Source organism: Pseudomonas arabinosi, from assembly GCF_047758675.1.
Taxonomy (GTDB): domain Bacteria; phylum Pseudomonadota; class Gammaproteobacteria; order Pseudomonadales; family Pseudomonadaceae; genus Aquipseudomonas; species Aquipseudomonas arabinosi.
Map to the genome: position 1 here is coordinate 6,609,087 of NZ_CP180480.1, position 17,607 is coordinate 6,626,693.

At 59.6% G+C, this 17,607-nt stretch carries 14 protein-coding genes; 4 read left to right on the forward strand and 10 right to left on the reverse strand.

Annotated elements, in window-relative coordinates:
* Window positions 1-65 precede the first annotated feature (65 nt).
* Window positions 66-1,301, forward strand: a complete 1,236-nt coding sequence (pncB, locus tag ACMXYJ_RS30705; protein WP_415758145.1) for a nicotinate phosphoribosyltransferase — start codon at window positions 66-68, stop codon at window positions 1,299-1,301.
* Between the two features lie 4 nt (window positions 1,302-1,305).
* Complete coding sequence (nadE, locus tag ACMXYJ_RS30710; protein ID WP_095127380.1) at window positions 1,306-2,133, forward strand: ammonia-dependent NAD(+) synthetase; 828 nt, start codon at window positions 1,306-1,308, stop codon at window positions 2,131-2,133.
* Window positions 2,134-2,306: 173 nt separating this feature from the next.
* Here the strand turns inward: nadE and azu are convergent, their stop codons facing one another.
* The gene (gene azu, locus ACMXYJ_RS30715; protein WP_415758146.1) at window positions 2,307-2,753 is read right to left on the reverse strand and encodes an azurin; all 447 of its coding nucleotides are present in this window, start codon (window positions 2,751-2,753) and stop codon (window positions 2,307-2,309) included.
* A 343-nt stretch (window positions 2,754-3,096) separates the two neighbouring features.
* Between azu and ACMXYJ_RS30720 the strand changes: the two genes are divergently transcribed.
* The gene (locus tag ACMXYJ_RS30720; protein WP_415758147.1) at window positions 3,097-3,684 is read left to right on the forward strand and encodes a TIGR00730 family Rossman fold protein; all 588 of its coding nucleotides are present in this window, start codon (window positions 3,097-3,099) and stop codon (window positions 3,682-3,684) included.
* 68 nt (window positions 3,685-3,752) lie between these two features.
* Entirely contained in the window at window positions 3,753-3,944 is a 192-nt protein-coding gene (locus ACMXYJ_RS30725) for a hypothetical protein (RefSeq protein ID WP_018928487.1), read from the forward strand.
* A 237-nt stretch (window positions 3,945-4,181) separates the two neighbouring features.
* Here ACMXYJ_RS30725 and ACMXYJ_RS30730 read toward each other — a convergent pair whose 3' ends face one another.
* The 9 genes from ACMXYJ_RS30730 to rpsF form a co-directional block, all read right to left on the reverse strand.
* A complete protein-coding gene (locus ACMXYJ_RS30730; protein WP_415758148.1) occupies window positions 4,182-5,072 on the reverse strand; it encodes a transglutaminase family protein in 891 nt (296 codons plus the stop codon).
* Window positions 5,072-7,558, reverse strand: coding sequence for a circularly permuted type 2 ATP-grasp protein (locus tag ACMXYJ_RS30735; RefSeq protein ID WP_415758149.1), 2,487 nt, complete (start codon window positions 7,556-7,558; stop codon window positions 5,072-5,074). The genes ACMXYJ_RS30730 and ACMXYJ_RS30735 overlap by 1 nt, the downstream gene beginning before the upstream one ends.
* An 88-nt stretch (window positions 7,559-7,646) precedes the next feature.
* The gene (locus tag ACMXYJ_RS30740) at window positions 7,647-10,922 is read right to left on the reverse strand and encodes a DUF2126 domain-containing protein (RefSeq protein ID WP_415758150.1); all 3,276 of its coding nucleotides are present in this window, start codon (window positions 10,920-10,922) and stop codon (window positions 7,647-7,649) included.
* A 307-nt stretch (window positions 10,923-11,229) separates the two neighbouring features.
* Window positions 11,230-13,533 (reverse strand): YgiQ family radical SAM protein, encoded by a 2,304-nt coding sequence (locus tag ACMXYJ_RS30745; RefSeq protein WP_415758151.1) that lies wholly within the window; start codon window positions 13,531-13,533, stop codon window positions 11,230-11,232.
* Between the two features lie 195 nt (window positions 13,534-13,728).
* On the reverse strand, window positions 13,729-15,123 hold the full coding sequence (gene dnaB, locus ACMXYJ_RS30750; RefSeq protein WP_008157008.1) for a replicative DNA helicase: 1,395 nt from the start codon (window positions 15,121-15,123) through the stop codon (window positions 13,729-13,731).
* Between the two features lie 122 nt (window positions 15,124-15,245).
* Complete coding sequence (gene rplI / locus ACMXYJ_RS30755; protein WP_003197251.1) at window positions 15,246-15,692, reverse strand: 50S ribosomal protein L9; 447 nt, start codon at window positions 15,690-15,692, stop codon at window positions 15,246-15,248.
* A gap of 19 nt (window positions 15,693-15,711) precedes the next feature.
* Entirely contained in the window at window positions 15,712-16,605 is an 894-nt protein-coding gene (locus ACMXYJ_RS30760; RefSeq protein WP_046044821.1) for a hypothetical protein, read from the reverse strand.
* Between the two features lie 36 nt (window positions 16,606-16,641).
* Window positions 16,642-16,872, reverse strand: a complete 231-nt coding sequence (gene rpsR, locus ACMXYJ_RS30765) for a 30S ribosomal protein S18 (RefSeq protein WP_002551829.1) — start codon at window positions 16,870-16,872, stop codon at window positions 16,642-16,644.
* A gap of 28 nt (window positions 16,873-16,900) precedes the next feature.
* Window positions 16,901-17,323, reverse strand: a complete 423-nt coding sequence (gene rpsF / locus ACMXYJ_RS30770) for a 30S ribosomal protein S6 (RefSeq protein ID WP_003217491.1) — start codon at window positions 17,321-17,323, stop codon at window positions 16,901-16,903.
* Window positions 17,324-17,607: the final 284 nt, after the last annotated feature.

Sequence of the window (17,607 nt, forward strand, 5' to 3'; positions counted from 1 at the left end):
CCCCATTCATTGAAACAGCTGCAACGTCGCTGCCACGGGCCGCGGCCAGCCTGGAGAACCCCGTTATGAGCGAGAGCGTGTTTGGCGATCGCATCGTGCAGAACCTGCTCGACACCGACTTCTACAAACTGACGATGATGCAGGCGGTGCTGCACAACTACCCGAACGTGGAAGTCGAATGGGAATTTCGCTGCCGTAACAGTGAAGATTTGCGCCCGTACCTGGCGGAAATCCGCTTCCAGATCGAGCGCCTCGCCGAGTTGAGCCTGAGCGCTGACCAGTTGAGTTTCATGGAGCGCATCAGCTTCATGAAGCCGGATTTCCTGCGTTTTCTCGGGTTGTTCCGCTTCAATCTGCGCTACGTCCACACCGGTATCGAAAACGGCGAGCTGTTCATCCGCCTGCGCGGGCCATGGCTGCACGTGATCCTGTTCGAAGTACCGCTGCTGTCCATCGTCAGCGAAGTGCGCAACCGCTATCGCTACCGTGAAGTCGTCCTGGAACAGGCGCGCGAGCAGCTCTACCGCAAGTTCGACTGGCTGACTGCCAACGCCAGCGCGGAGGAACTGTCCGAATTGCAGGTCGCCGATTTCGGCACTCGTCGTCGCTTCTCGTACCGCGTGCAGGAAGAAGTGGTGAACGTGCTCAAGCACGATTTCCCCGGTCGTTTTGTCGGCACTAGCAACGTGCACCTTTCACGTGAGCTGGACATGAAGCCGTTGGGCACCATGGCCCACGAATGGATCATGGCCCACCAGCAACTCGGCCCGCGGCTGATCGACAGTCAAATTGCCGCCCTCGATTGCTGGGTCCGCGAGTACCGCGGTCTGCTGGGGATCGCCCTCACCGACTGCATCACCACCGATGCCTTTCTCGGCGATTTCGACCTGTACTTCGCCAAGCTGTTTGACGGCTTGCGCCATGATTCCGGTGATCCGGTGCTCTGGGCGGAAAAGGCCATTGCCCATTACCACAAGCTCGGCATCGACCCGATGAGCAAAACGCTGGTGTTCTCCGACAGCCTGACGCTGCCAAAATCCCTGGAGATTTTTCGGGCGTTGCGCGGTCGGATCAATGTCAGCTTTGGCATCGGCACCAACCTGACGTGCGATATTCCGGGTGTTGAACCGATGAGCATCGTGCTTAAAATGGCCGCCTGCAACGGTCAGCCCGTGGCAAAGATTTCCGATGAGCCTGGCAAGACTCACTGCAAAGACCCGAATTTTGTCGCCTATTTGCGACACGTTTTCAAAGTACCTGCCGCCCTTTCCAGTACATCTAGCATTTCTAGCAAGGAGTGAATTCATGCAAGCCGAACAGCGTGAGATTGCTGAACAGCTCAAGGTCCAGCCGCCGTTCGCCGACCAGGCCGCCCTCGAGGCTGAAGTCACCCGGCGGATCATCTTCATCCAGGACTGCCTGGTCAATTCCGGGCTCAAGACCCTGGTGCTCGGCATCAGCGGTGGCGTCGACTCCCTGACCGCCGGCCTGCTTGCCCAGCGTGCGATGCGCGAACTGCGCACCCGCACAGGCGACAACAGCTACAAATTCATCGCCGTGCGCCTGCCGTACGAAACCCAGTTCGACGAACACGACGCCCAGGCTTCGGTGGATTTCATCGCCCCGGACGAGCGCCACACCGTGAACATCGGCCCGGCAGTCAAATCCCTGGCCAGTGAAGTCGCCGCCTTCGAAGGCAAGCACGCGGTCTCGGTGGATTTCGTGCTCGGCAACACCAAGGCGCGGATGCGCATGGTCGCCCAATACACCATCGCCGGCGCGGCACACGGCCTGGTGATCGGTACCGACCACGCGGCGGAAGCGGTGATGGGTTTCTTCACCAAGTTCGGTGACGGCGCTTGCGATCTGGCGCCATTGAGCGGCCTGGTGAAAAACCAGGTCCGGGACATCGCCCGCAGCTTCGGCGCGCCGGAGTCGCTGGTGGAAAAAATCCCGACGGCCGACCTTGAAGACCTGTCGCCCGGCAAACCGGACGAAGCGTCCCACGGCGTGACCTATGCCGAGATCGACGCGTTTTTGCATGGCGAGCCGGTGCGTGAGGAAGCGTTCAAGATCATTTGTGACACGTATAAAAAGACTCATCACAAGCGAGTGATGCCGTTCGCGCCGTAATTTCCGAGGCGTCTATGCCGACGCCATCGCGAGCAAGCTCGCTCCCACATGGGTTCTGTGAGCGACACAAGACCTGTGGGAGCGAGCTTGCTCGCGATGAACGATGATGCGGTCCAGCGTCAGGCACAAAAAAAGCGTCCCAAGTGGACGCTTTTTTTATGCGTTCGATTCGATTACTTCAGGGTAACCGTGCCTTTCATCATCGAGATGTGGCCTGGGAACGAGCAAAAGAAACCGTACTTCTCAGCAGCATCGAGCTTCGACACGTCGAAGGTCACCGAGTCGGTTTCCTTGGCGCCGATGATTTTGGTGTGGGCGATGATGCGTGCGTCGCCTTCCGGCAGGTAGTTCTTGTCGATTCCGGCCGCCAGGCCTGCGGTGGCGATCGGCTGCATATCAGCCTCTTTACTCAGCACCCAGTTATGGCCCATGACGTTTTTCGGCAGGTTGCCGGAGTGTTTCAGCTCCACGGTGAACGTCTTGCAGCTCTTGTCGATGCTGATTTCCTTGGTGTCGAAGGACATTTGATCAGTCGAGTCGACAGTGACCTTGCATTCGGCAGCCATCAATTGGCTGCTGGCCAGTGTCAGCAGGGATACCGCAACAAGTTTGGCAAACATGGTGAATCTCCAAGGCAGGGTTAACAAAAGTGCGAATGGACAGAAGACTGCCTGAAAACCTCGCAAGTTCCTATGACCTGAATCAAAAATTGTATACAACTTTCGGGCTATGACACCTATCGAAACAATCTACCAGCCAGACGTCTGGGGCAGCCCTATCATCAGGTCGTCCTCACCCATTTGGAGCGTCAGTCATGTCCCTTAACAGCCTGTTGCGCAGTTTGCTTGCCGCCTACGCCTGTGGCGCCAGCGGAACCTGTGAAACACCTGAACGCGAAGTGTAGACCTTGGAACGCCGCGTGCCTGCCTTTACTCTGTGGCCATCCTGACCATGGAGTAAGGCATGTCTTTAGCGTCCGTTTGTGTATTTTGCGGTGCCAGCACTGGCACCAACCCGGCTTATCGTGAAGCGGCTGTCGCCCTGGGGCGAGCATTGGCCGAGCGTAAGCTGACTCTGGTCTATGGCGGCGGCGCCGTCGGGCTGATGGGAATCGTCGCTGATGCTGCGCTGGCGGCCGGCGGTGAAGTGATCGGGATCATCCCGCAAAGCCTCAAAGACAAGGAAATCGGCCACAGCGGCCTGACCCGTCTGGAAGTGGTCGACGGCATGCATGCGCGCAAGGCGCGGATGGCCGAGCTCAGTGACGCCTTTATCGCCCTGCCCGGCGGCTTGGGCACGCTGGAAGAACTGTTCGAAGTCTGGACCTGGGGCCAGCTCGGCTACCACGGCAAACCGCTGGGGCTGCTGGAAGTGAACGGTTTCTACAGCAAGTTGACGTCTTTTCTCGATCATATCGTCGGCGAAGGCTTCGTTCGTGAACCGCACCGTGACATGCTGCAAGTGAGCGAATCGCCACAAACCTTGCTCGATGCACTGGACACCTGGCAACCCTCGGTACTGCCAAAATGGGCCGAGCAAAAACCCAGCTAACGGCTGGGCATCGATACAGGGCAGAATACGCGCCGCTCAACCTCACCTTCGACCCCAGAGGATCGCCCATGGCTAAACCCAATTATTCCTTCGCCAAACGTCAGAGAGACTTGGCCAAGGAGCAGAAGAAAGAGGAAAAGCTTCAGCGCAAGAAAGCTACAGCTGAAGAAGAAGCCGCCGCACTGAACCCGGATGCAGAAGGTGAAGTGGCCGCAGAAGACGATGTTGAAGCACCGAAAGATCAGGCGCCCGACGCCTGAGACCCTCAGGGCCCGATGATCTGATCAGGCCCACCGGATCTGTGTCCAGGGTCAGCAGTCACTTTGCTGACCCTCACAGTCCCATCTGAAATGCCCCCTCCAGAACTGACTTGCACATTCCCATGTGGGAGCGAGCCTGCTCGCGATGACGGCGGTACATTTAGCAATTATTTGACTGATACACCGCTATCGTCGGAACACCGCCCGGAGCAAGCTCGTTCCCACAGGGGATCTTCGTTACTCCAATGGCATCACGGTGACTCTAACCTCGGGATCATGACTGCCGCCCCCCAGAATCACCCCACGCAACGGCGAGACATCGGAAAAATCCCGGCCCCAGGCCAAGGTGATGTGTTCCAGCGCCGGCTGCACGTTGTTGGTCGGGTCGAAATCCACCCAACCGAGCACCGGGCAAAACACTGAAACCCAGGCATGGGACGCATCGGCGCCGATCAGTCGCGGCTGGCCCGGTGGTGGCTGGGTCAGCAAATAACCACTGATGTAGCGTGCCGCCAAACCCCGCGAGCGTACGCAGGCGAGCATCAGGTGAGCGAAGTCCTGACAAACACCGCGCCGGCGCTCCAGCACTTCCACCAGCGGCGTCGCCACTTGGGTCGCTTCAGCGTCGAAGGTGAATTCGCTGAAAATCTTCTCCATCAGCGCCTGAACACCCAACAGCAGCGGCCGACCCGGTGGAAAACAGCTTTCGGAGAACTCGACGAAGTTGCGCTTTAAATGCACGTAGGGTGATTCGAACCGGTAACGACACGCTTCCAGCAATTCAGTGGAAAGCGGCTGACTGCTGTAGGTCAGCGCGTTGCGGGTTTCTTCCCACGCGGGAGATTGATTGAAATCCAGCGCAGGCCGGGCCAGCACTTCGACGGTGAGCCGGGCGTTGACCAGCAATTCATCGTGCGGCCGCTCGAACGCCAACCGGGTCAGCGGATTACCGAACACATCCAGCTCATCGCGGCGGGTCGTCGGGTCGGGACTGATCTGCAGTTGCTGCTCGGTGCAGCGCTGCCAGGCACACGACCGCGGCCACAGGTGCGCAAGCTGCTGAGCCAGAGAGACCGGGCTGTCGTAGTGATAATGGGTGTCGTGGAGAATCTGGTAATGGGCGCTCATCAGACGGACACCGTGCGCTGGCTGACGTCATCGACGTGGGCGAAATGGCGCAAGGCCAGACGATCCGACACTTGCCCACTGGCGTCGGCGATCTCTTGCAACAGGTCGGCCAACCCCTCAATGGCTGCCCGAACGCTGGCTTCGCCGAACAGCGAGTTCTCCAGGCATCCCAGATCGAACTGTGCCAGGCGTTCCACCAACTGCGGCAAGCCCGCTTCGCGAGGCACGCCAAAGTCGTCATTCAAGCGTTTCAAGGTTCGAGTCACCAGTTTCAACTGAAACAGCACGGCGTGGGGGTTCTGCTCGTCGAGCAGCAACAGGTCGAGCACCGGGATCAGTTGCGCCACCGCCAGATACCGCGAACGGTAAGTGATGCTGCTGTTGCCCAGCTCCAGCAGCCACTCCAGTCCGGCCTGATCGAAAGCGCCGGTACCGCGCAGAAACGCCGCCAGGCTGGCGCTGAGAAACTGCAGACGCTCGATCCGGCGGCCGATCATCAGGAAGCGCCAGCCTTCGTCCCGGGTCATGTCGTCGAGGGCGAAACCGGATAACGCCGCCAGGGACATCACCAGACGGTTGAGGAAGTCCAGCAATTCGCCGAAATCCGGCTCTTCGGCTTCCAGCTCCATGGCTTCACGCTGCAGCTCCACCAGCGCTTGCCAGTTTTCCCGCGATAGCTTGCCGCGCACCTGCGAGGCCGCCCACTGCAAACGTTGCAGGTTGGAGCGCAGGCTGAACGACCAATCGTCGCCGAGCAATGCCGCCATTAAACGCTCCGGCAACTCGCCTTCATCGGGCAACAACATCAACCGTTCACCCAGATCGACCGCCGCCTCCAGGGCTTGCGGGTCATCGCCATCGACATAACGCGCCAGCATGATCCGCAGCAGCCGCGCGCTGTCATCACAGCGTTCGCAATAACGCCCGAACCAGAACAGGTTTTCCACCACTCGCGACGGCAGATACGGATCGCGTCTTACCAGGTCGTGCACACCGATCGTGCGCTGGGTTTTCCATTGCTCACCGCTCGGCGGGCGATCGCCCAACACCCAAGTGTCTTTGCTCGCGCCACCGCGTTGCATGGACACCACTTCGGCGTCAGCCTCGGCGGCAACGCGAGTGAGGCCGCCGGGCAGGACCCGATAACCCTCACGGCTGGCCACGGCGTACACACGCATGCCGATGGCCCGGGGTTGCAGATGACCGTCTTCAGCCTGCCAGATCGGGGCTTGCGAGAGCTGAGCCAATTCTTGCGCGACATAGGCATAAGGCCGGGCCTGCATGCGCCCGGCCAGCTCCTGACGCTGTTTTTCACTCAAATCGCGCCCAAATACTGGCGTGAAGCTCTGTGACGGGAACGCCGGTTTGATCAACAACTCCGGCAATTTTTCCAGGGCCTGAGCCAGCACCGGTGCTTCACCGCACCACCAGGTCGCGATGGAAGGCAGTATCAGTTCCTCGCCGAACAGGAATTGATTGATCCTCGGCAGGAAGCCCAACAATCCCGGCGACTCCAGCACGCCGCTGCCGAGGGCATTGGCCACCAGCACCCGCCCTCGGCGTACGGCTTCCAGCAATCCCGGCACGCCAAGCGCCGAGTCAGTGCGCAGCTCCAGCGGATCGCAGAAGTCATCGTCGAGCCGCCGCATGATCGCGTGGACCCGGCGCAGTCCGCTCAAGGTTTTCAGGTAGACCGTGGCATCCCGGACGGTCAGGTCGCCGCCCTCTACCAGCGGATAACCGAGCTGGCGCGCCAGATAGAGGTGTTCGAAATAGCTTTCGTTAAAACGTCCCGGTGTGAGCAGCACGATCAGCGGCGCTTCGTCATCACTCGGCGCCTGACGGGCCAGGGTTTCCTGAAGCGTGCGGAAGAACCCGGCCAGGTGCTGCACTTTCAAATCGCGGTACAGCTCGGGAAAGGCCCGGGACACGATGGTGCGGTTTTCCAGGGCGTAACCGGCACCGGATGGCGCTTGCGTCCGGTCCGCCGTGACCCACCAGCGACCGTCGGGCGTACGTGCCAGATCAACGGCGTACAGATGCAGAAAAGCCCCGTCGGGTGGCGTGATGCCCTGACAGGGCCAGAGGAAGTTGTTGTGACCGAATACCAGTTCAGCAGGCAGCAGACCCTCAGCGATCAAGCGTTGCGGGCCGTACAAATCTGCCAGCACCGCATTGAGCAAGCGTGCCCGCTGGGCGATCCCGGCTGACAACTGCTGCCATTCATCCGCCGCAATCACGTGCGGTAGCAAATCGAGTTCCCACGGCCGATCGGCACCCTTAGGGTCGGCGTAGACGTTGTAAGTCACGCCGTTTTCCTGGATCTGCCGGGTCAGCAGCGCCTGACGCTGCACCAATTGCGTTGGTGTGCTGCGTTGCAATTGGTCGAACAACCGACGCCAATGCGGACGCACGGCGCCGCTGTCGTCGAGCAGTTCATGATAAGTGCCCGCCGTCAGCGGGTAGCGGTCAAGCAGGTCAGGCATGGAAAGCTCGGCAGACAGCAAAGAACGGTCAGACTAACGCAGGCTCATGACGCTCGGATATACGAAAAGTCCGAGCGTCGCGTACGGTTTAGAAGCGTCGTAAATCGAGAGTCATCGGTAGCTCGTCGTTCACTTCCACATTCGGTATAGGAAGTTTCCCTGGGCTGTGTCCGATGCGGAAGAACCGCGCCATTCGCCGGCTCTCCGCCTCATTGGCGTTCACCGGCAAGCTGTCGTAGTTGCGCCCGCCCGGATGGGCGACGTGGTACTGACAGCCACCCAGCGAACGCTGCATCCAGGTGTCGAGCAAGTCGAACACCAACGGCGCGTGGACCGGGATGGTCGGCTGCAGGCAGTTGGCCGGTTGCCAGGCGCGGAAGCGCACACCGGCCACAAATTCGCCGACCCGTCCGGTGGGTTGCAATGGCACCGGGATGCCATTGCAGGTCAGAAGATAACGCTGCGGCGCCAAGCCCGTGAGTTTGACCTGCAAGCGTTCCAGCGACGAATCCACATAACGCACCGTACCGCCGACTGCGCCTTCCTCGCCCAGCACATGCCAGGGCTCCAGCGCCTGACGCAACTCCAGTTCGATCCCGCTGACGGCGTAATCGCCGACCTTGGGAAACCGGAATTCCAGATGCGCTGCGAACCACTCCGCACGCACGGGATAACCGGCGGCATTGAGGTCGACGATGACGTCGGCGAAGTCCTGTTCGATAAAGTGCGGCAACAGGAAACGATCGTGCAGCTCAGTGCCCCAGCGTGCCAGTTTCGGCGGCGCATAAGGCTCACGCCAGAACCGAGCGACCAGCGCCCGCAGCAACAATTGCTGCGCCAGGCTCATGCGCGCATGAGGTGGCATTTCAAAGGCGCGCAACTCGAGCAATCCAAGGCGACCGGTAGCGCCGTCCGGGGAATACAGTTTGTCGATGCAAAACTCGGCACGATGAGTGTTGCCGGTCACGTCGATCAGCAGGTTGCGCAGCAGCCGATCCACCAGCCACGGCGCGCACTCCTCGCCCGGCTCAGGCATCTGGGCGAAGGCGATTTCCAGTTCATACAACGCATCATTACGCGCCTCATCAACCCGTGGCGCCTGAGACGTCGGGCCGATGAACAATCCGGAAAACAGGTAGGACAAGGACGGGTGGTTATGCCAGTAGCTGATCAGGCTGCGCAGCAGATCGGGGCGCCGGAGAAACGGTGAGTCAGCCGGTGTCGCGCCACCCAGTACGAAATGGTTACCGCCGCCGGTGCCGGTGTGCCGGCCATCGATCATGAATTTCTCGGTGGTCAGTCGGGTCTGGCGTGCCTCTTCGTAAAGAAATTCGGTGCGCTCGACCAATTCATCCCACGTGGCAGACGGCTGCACGTTGACCTCGATCACCCCCGGATCGGGCGTGATGCGGAAGTTGCTCAGCCGCGGATCGCTCGGCGGCTCATAGCCTTCCAGCAACACCGGGCAATGCAATTCCTCGGCGGTGGCTTCGATGGCACTGACCAGTTCCAGATAATCCTCGACCCGTTCCAGCGGCGGCATGAACAGGTACAACCGCCCTTCTCGCGCTTCGGCGCAGAACGCCGTGCGGGTCAACCAGTCGGCGGATTCGTCGATCTTCGGCGTGCGTTCATCAGCAACCGCAGGCTCGCCTTGGCTCTGAAGTTGTGCAGTGTCGGGCAGCGCAGGGAAATCCTGATTCGGGTCCACAGGATGAATGAACGGGTACTCCGCCGCTTTCACCCAAGGCTGCGAGCCGAGCGGCAAGCGATAGCCCAGCGGCGAATCCCCTGGCACCAATCGACAATGCTCATCGCGCAGATACCAGCGGCCGCTTTGCCACTGATCACCCTTGGCGGTGCGCGCCAGCGGCAGGACCTGACCGATAACCTTGTCCAGCCCCTGGCTGAAGACTTTACGCAGGCGCGCACGCTCCAGAGGTTCTTCAAGACGTGAGTCTTCGGCGCTGACGTTCTGCGGCAACGTGCCTTCGCGCCAGAGGTAATAGAAATTGTCTTCGTAGGCGGGAAATACAAAGCGTGTCGGAATTTTCAGGCGTTCGGCGACGCTGGCCAGAAAACGACCGGCCAGCTCGCCATTGGCACCGTAGTCTTGCTGCTCATCGGCAATCAGCGCGCTGTTGTGCCAGATCGGCACATCGTCGCGGCGCCAATAGCAGTTCAGCGACCAGCGCGGCAATTGCTCGCCGGGGTACCACTTGCCCTGACCGAAATGCACCAGACCATCGGGTGCGTAGTGCTTGCGCATGCGCTGGAACAGTTCGGCGGATAGGCGCCGCTTGTCTGGCCCAAGTGCCGCCGTGTTCCACTCGGCGCCGTCCGGATCGTCGATGGAAACAAACGTCGGTTCGCCGCCCATGGTCAGGCGTACGTCACCCTCGAGCAGGTCGGCATCGATCTGCCGACCCAACGCCTGGATCGCCAGCCACTGGTCTTCGGTGTAGGGCTTCGTTACCCGCGGTGCTTCCCAAATCCGCTCCACCGACATTTCGTGGGTGAATTCGCACTCGCACGGTTCAACCAAGCCACTGATCGGTGCCGCAGAGCCCGGATCGGGACTACAGGCCAACGGAATGTGTCCTTCACCGGCAAACAGCCCTGACGTCGCGTCCAGGCCGATCCAGCCGGCACCGGGCAAATAGACCTCGCACCAGGCGTGCAGGTCGGTGAAGTCCACGTCAGTGCCCGACGGGCCATCAAGGCTTTTGACGTCGGCGGTCAGTTGAATCAGGTAGCCGGAGACGAAACGCGCCGCCAGACCGAGGTTGCGCAACAGCTGCACCAGCAACCACGCAGAGTCACGACAGGAACCGGAGGCATGCTCCAAGGTGTGTTCGGGCGTTTGCACGCCCGGCTCCATGCGAATCAGGTAGCCAATGTCTTCACTCAGGCGCTGATTGAGTGCGACGAGGAAATCCACACTGGGCAGTGGCGTGCGGTCAATGCCGTCCAGATAGGCCTTGAACTTCGGTGTCAGGGGCAAGGTTTCCAGGTACGGCGCCAGCTCCTTGCGCTCATCTGCGGCGTAGGTGAACGGAATCTTTTCCGCGTAAGGCTCAAGAAAGAAGTCGAACGGGTTGAAGACCGCCATCTCCGCCAGCAGATCGACTTCGATCCGCAGTTCATCGGTTTTCTCCGGGAACACCAACCGAGCCAGGTAATTGCCCTGGGGGTCCTGCTGCCAGTTGATGAAGTGCTGCTCGGGCGAGACTTTCAGCGCGTAGGACAGTATCCGCGTGCGACTGTGGGCAGCCGGGCGCAGGCGAACGATCTGCGGACCGAGCTCGACGGCGCGGTCGTAGCGGTAATGCGTGACGTGGTGCAATGCGACATGAATCGACACGGCGTGCCTCCTGCGAGCCTTAAGCGTTATCGAAAGCGCGCAAGACTTATGCCATCCAGCAGCGCTGGCGCTTTCTTCGGTTGCTTGAGGCAGTACAGCACCAAAATCGGGCGATGCGGGAAATTGGTTTGAGGCAGTTGCACGGAAATGTTGCGACCGGGAGCCGTCAGCCGGGTTTTGCGGCGGCGGTTCCGACGAAGAGGCCAGTTGCTGCAACCTACTTTCTGGCATTGACACAGGTTTTTGCTCTGCCAGAAACGCAAAACGCCAACCCGAAGGTTGGCGTTCTGTTATCAGCGGTCAACGTTTAGCGCGGTACAACCGGCTTACGCGTAGGCTTGGGCCCTTTGCCTTTAGCCGCGTCCTTGCGATCCTTGGCCGCCTGCTGATTGCGGGCGAACGCCGCAGCCTTGGCCTGTTCACGCTTGTCCCACGGATTGCCGCCATCACTGGCGCGCGGTGGCAAGCCCGTGTGCTGGGTCAGGATCTTGGTGGTCTTCTCACCCGCGACCTTGTGGCTGCCGGACGGTGTCGAGTTCTTGCGACGAGCGCTCTGGTAGCTGTCGGTCGCCGGCTGGTGCAGCGGGATCAACTGGGTCTTGCCCGGCCCGATCAGGTCGGCGCGGCCCATGCGGGTCAGCGCTTCACGCAGCATCGGCCAGCCTTTCGGGTCGTGATAACGCAGGAACGCCTTGTGCAGACGACGCTGCTCTTCGCTCTTGACGATGGTCACGGCGTCGCTCTTGTAAGTGACCTTACGCAGCGGGTTCTTGCCCGAGTGGTACATCGCGGTGGCGGTGGCCATCGGTGACGGGTAGAACGCTTGCACCTGGTCGGCACGGAAGCCGTTGCCCTTGAGCCACAGGGCCAGGTTCATCATGTCTTCGTCGGTGGTGCCCGGGTGAGCGGCGATGAAGTACGGAATCAGGTACTGCTCTTTCCCGGCTTCCTTGGAGTACTTCTCGAACATGCGCTTGAACTTGTCATAGCTGCCGATGCCCGGTTTCATCATCTGATTGAGCGGACCTTCCTCGGTGTGTTCCGGGGCGATCTTCAGGTAACCACCGACGTGGTGGGTCACCAGCTCTTTGACGTATTCCGGCGACTCGACCGCGAGGTCGTAGCGCAGACCGGAAGCGATCAGGATCTTCTTCACACCCGGCAAGGCACGGGCGCTGCGGTACAGCTGAATCAGCGACGAGTGATCGGTGTTCAGGTTCGGGCAAATGCCCGGGAACACGCACGAAGGCTTGCGGCACGCGGATTCGATTTCCGGGGTCTTGCAGGCGATGCGGTACATGTTCGCGGTCGGGCCACCGAGGTCGGAAATGACGCCGGTAAAGCCTGGAACCTTGTCGCGGATCTCTTCGATTTCGCGAATGATCGACTCTTCGGAGCGGTTCTGGATGATCCGGCCTTCGTGCTCGGTGATCGAACAGAAGGTGCAGCCGCCGAAGCAGCCACGCATGATGTTCACCGAGAAGCGGATCATGTCGTAGGCAGGGATTTTTTCCTTGCCGTACGCCGGGTGCGGAATGCGCGCATAGGGCATGCCGAACACGTAGTCCATTTCTTCGGTAGTCATCGGAATCGGAGGCGGGTTGAACCAGACATCGACTTCGCCGTGCTTCTGCACCAGCGCACGGGCGTTGCCCGGGTTGGTTTCCAGGTGAAGCACACGGTTGGCGTGAGCATAAAGAACCGCATCACCGCGGACTTTCTCAACCGACGGCAGACGAATCACGGTCTTGTCGCGAGTCATCTTCGGACTGGCCAGGATCTGCACGACCTTGGCTTCGCTCGGGTCTTCAAGCGGACCTTTTTCCTGCTCGATGGCGCAGGCTTGGGTGTCCTGGGTGTTTACGTACGGGTTAATGATCTTGTCGATCTTGCCCGGACGGTCGATGCGCGTGGAATCGACTTCATACCAGTCTTTCGGCGTGTCGCGACGAATGAACGCGGTACCGCGAACATCGGTGATGTCTTCGATCTTGTGACCGTAGGACAGACGCTGGGCGACTTCGACGATCGCACGCTCGGCGTTGCCGTAGAGCAGGATGTCGGCGCAGGCGTCGATCAGGATCGAGTTGCGAACCCGGTCCTGCCAGTAATCGTAGTGGGCGATGCGGCGCAGGGACGCTTCAATACCACCAAGAACGATCGGCACGTTCTTGTAGGCTTCCTTGCAACGCTGGCTGTAAACCAGGCTCGCGCGGTCCGGACGTTTACCCGCCATGCCGCCAGGGGTGTAGGCGTCATCGGAGCGGATTTTTTTGTCGGCGGTGTAGCGGTTGATCATCGAGTCCATGTTGCCGGCCGCGACGCCGAAGAACAGGTTCGGCTCGCCGAGCTTCATGAAGTCGTCTTTGGACTGCCAGTTTGGCTGGGCAATGATCCCGACGCGGAAGCCTTGCGACTCCAGCAGCCGGCCGATGATTGCCATGCCGAACGACGGATGGTCAACGTACGCATCACCGGTGACGATAATGATGTCGCATGAATCCCAGCCAAGCTGATCCATCTCCTCCCTGCTCATCGGCAGGAATGGCGCTGGACCGAAACATTCGGCCCAGTACTTGGGATAGTCAAATAACGGCTTGGCTGTTTGCATGACGATGACCGGTGTTGAGATGAAAAATCGCGGGCGCGGAATATAGCACAAAAAATAACCAATTCCGACGGCTATGGTCGGAAATTACGTGTAACCCATGTGGGAGCGGGCTTGCTCGCGAAAGCGGTACATCCGTCAACATTGATGTCGACTGACACACCGCCATCGCGAGCAAGCTCGCTCCCACACAGATTGTTACTCGTCGTCGAAGTTATAGCTGCCCGGCGCCAGGTTTTCGAAGCGGGTGTACTTACCGATGAACGCCAGACGTGACGTACCGATCGGGCCGTTCCGCTGCTTGCCGATGATGATCTCGGCGATGCCTTTGTGTTCGGTTTCCGGGTGATACACCTCGTCCCGGTACACGAACATGATCACGTCGGCATCCTGCTCGATCGCTCCAGATTCCCGAAGGTCGGAGTTGATCGGGCGTTTGTTCGGTCGCTGCTCCAGGGAGCGGTTGAGCTGGGACAACGCCACCACCGGGCAGTTGAATTCCTTGGCCAGGGCCTTCAAGGAACGGGAGATCTCAGAAATCTCGTTGGTCCGGTTGTCGCCGCCCGAACCCGGAATCTGCATCAGCTGCAGGTAGTCGATCATGATCAGGGCGACATCGCCGTGCTCACGCACCAGGCGTCGGGTCCGCGCACGCATCTCCGAGGGGCTGATACCGGCCGTATCGTCAATGAACAGCTTGCGATCGTTGAGCAAGTTGACCGCCGATGTCAGGCGCGGCCAATCGTCGTCTTCCAGGCGACCGGCACGAACCTTGGTCTGATCGATCCGGCCGAGGGACGACAACATACGCATGATCAGCGATTCGCCTGGCATCTCCAGCGAGTAGACCAATACGCACTTGTCGCTGCGCAGCACGGCGTTTTCCACCAGGTTCATCGCAAAGGTGGTTTTACCCATGGATGGACGGCCGGCGACGATGATCAGGTCAGACGGTTGCAGGCCGCTGGTCATACCGTCGAGATCGGTGTAACCGGTGGACAGGCCGGTAATGGCGTTGTCAGTGTTGAACAAGGTATCGATACGGTCGATGGCCTTGGTCAACAGGTCATTCACGCTCACCGGGCCGCCGGTTTTTGGCCGGGCCTCGGCGATCTGGAAAATCTGCCGTTCAGCTTCGTCGAGGATCTCTTCCGCGGAGCGACCTTCCGGATTGAAGGCGCTGTCAGCGATCTCGGTGGCGATGCCGATCAGTTGGCGCAAGGTCGCCCGCGCACGAACGATCTGTGCATAGGCCTTGATATTGGCGACGGACGGCGTGTTTTTTGCCAGTTCGCCAAGGTATCCGAGGCCGCCGACTTGCGAAGTCTGACCTTCCTTGTCCAATTGCTCGGCAAGGGTCACGACGTCGATCGGCGAGTTCTGGTCGGCGAGCTTGGCGATCGCACGGAAGATCAGGCGGTGGTCATGTCGATAGAAATCGCCGTCCGACACCTGATCAAGCACGCGTTCCCAGGCGTTGTTGTCCAGCATCAAACCACCGAGCACAGCCTGTTCGGCCTCGATGGAATGCGGCGGCACCTTCAGGGCAGCGGTTTGCAGATCGTATTGCTCGGGAGCGGAGATATCGTTCATGGCCACTTGAATTGAGTGTGTGAAAATCAGGAACTGCAGAAAGACAAAGGGCACGACCTGTAAACAGGATCGTGCCCGATGTTACCGGCAAGCACCCGAGGGTGCCAGCCGACAAGTGCTGCTTAAGCTGCTACCACGACAACGCGTACGGTGGCTTCAACTTCGGCGTGCAGGTGCACGGCTACGTCGAATTCGCCTACGTTGCGGATAGTGCCGTTCGGCAGACGAACTTCGCTTTTTGCAACTTCAACGCCAGAGGCGGTCAGTGCATCAGCGATGTCGTGGGTGCCGATCGAACCGAACAGCTTGCCTTCGTCACCAGCGGTGGCAGTGATAGTCACTTCCAGCTCAGCCAGTTGGGCGGCACGGCTTTCAGCCGAAGTTTTACGGTCTGCTGCGGCTTTTTCCAGCTCAGCGCGACGCTCTTCGAACGCAGCCAGGTTGGCAGCGGTCGCAGCGGTAGCTTTGCCGTAAGGCAGCAGGTAGTTACGACCGTAACCAGCCTTAACGTTCACTTTGTCACCCAGGTTGCCCAGGTTGGTGACTTTTTCCAGAAGGATCAGTTGCATGTGAAAATCCTCTTAACTTTTAACCTTCACCGTTCGCGCTATCGACGTCTTTCGGCGTCGAACGACCGCGAAAATCAATCAGGCTGTCGACGATGGCCAAGACCACCAGCAACGGATAGATCAGCTGCATGAACAGCAACAGCGTGACGTACAACCCCACCAGCCAGAATCTGGCCAGTCGCTTTTGCGCCACCAGCCCATGAATCAGGGCCAGCCCGGCGAACACCAGCGGTACACTGCACAACGGCGTCAACATGGCCATCTGCGGACCGATATTCGGCCCCAGAAGCATGAACGCCAGCAGTAACATCGCCAGCCCCAGCGGGAATCGGATGGCGCGAAACTCGCGACCAAAACCACCCGGGTTGTACAACAACGCCTGCCAGTAGCGCCCGACAAGCAGGCTCAGCACACTGACGATTTGCAACAAGGCCGCAATCAGGCCGGTCAGGACCGGTGCGATCAGGGACGCAAAATGCGCTTGCTCGTCTACCGACAACTTCTGGTAGACATCACCGAGTAGCGACGGCATGACTTTTATCAAAGCCTGCGCCAGCATCTCGATTTGGGGACCAAAAACCGTCCCCAGCACCACTGAAAACACCACTCCCATCGCTATGCTGACCAGCAGCACGCGGTTCCAGGATTCGCTTGCGCGTAAAACCAACGCAAGGCTCCAAGACCCCAGCAGCACCAGAAGTGCCCGTGGGTCATCGGAGTAAAGCCACCAGATCAACGCCGGCAGCAGTCCCAGAGCAAGAACGCCCAGGGCGTCCTTCAATCCGCGCCGCAGGAGCACAAGGCAACCAGCGGCAGCACCCAACCAATACAACAGCGGCAATGTTGCGCATCCGGCCACTACGAGAGTGGCCTGCATACGGCCGCGCATGATGAACTCAGCTATGGCACGCATGCTTTCAATCCTTTGCTACGTGTCGACTGCCCGGTCTCAGCGGCCGTGGCTGTCGGTGTAGGCCAGCAGGGCCAGGAAGCGGGCGCGCTTGATAGCGGTGGCCAGCTGACGCTGATAACGTGCTTTGGTACCGGTGATGCGGCTTGGAACGATTTTGCCGGTCTCGGATACATAAGCTTTCAGAGTGTTGAGATCTTTGTAATCGATCTCTTTCACGTCTTCAGCGGTGAAGCGGCAGAATTTACGACGACGGAAGAAACGTGCCATGTAATAGGCTCCTCAAAAGGTCCGTGGATTACTCGTCAGCGTTATCGCTGTTGTCGCTGTCATCACTATCAGCGCTTTCAGCGCCTTCGTGCTCAGGACGGTCGCGACGCTCACGGCGCTCACTGCGGTTTTCTTCAGCCTTGAGCATCTCGGATTGGCCGGTAACGGCTTCTTCGCGACGGATGACCAGGTTACGGATCACTGCATCGTTGTAGCGGAAGTTGTCTTCCAGCTCGGCCAGGGCCTTGCCAGTGCATTCAACGTTCAGCATCACGTAGTGAGCCTTGTGAACATTGTTGATTGCGTAGGCCAGTTGACGACGGCCCCAATCTTCCAGACGGTGGATTTTGCCGCCGTCTTCTTCGATCAGCTTGGTGTAACGCTCTACCATGCCGCCGACTTGCTCGCTTTGATCCGGGTGGACCAAAAAGATGATTTCGTAATGACGCATGAATGCTCCTTACGGGTTGTAGCCTGCCGCTCAAAAGCGGTCAGACAAGGAGTGAATGACACTTATGGACTTGCTTGCGATAGACACATGCGTGCCTGCCGTCACAGCAAGGGGCGCAATTGTAGAGAAGGGAAAGAAGAGGTGCAAGGCAATTGGTGATTATTTGAACAGTTCGTTCACACGCCAAATTTTGCCTCATCACAAACTACTGTGGGAGCGAGCTTGCTCGCGATGTGGATACAACATTCAACATTGATGCTGAATGTTACTCCGCTATCGCGAGC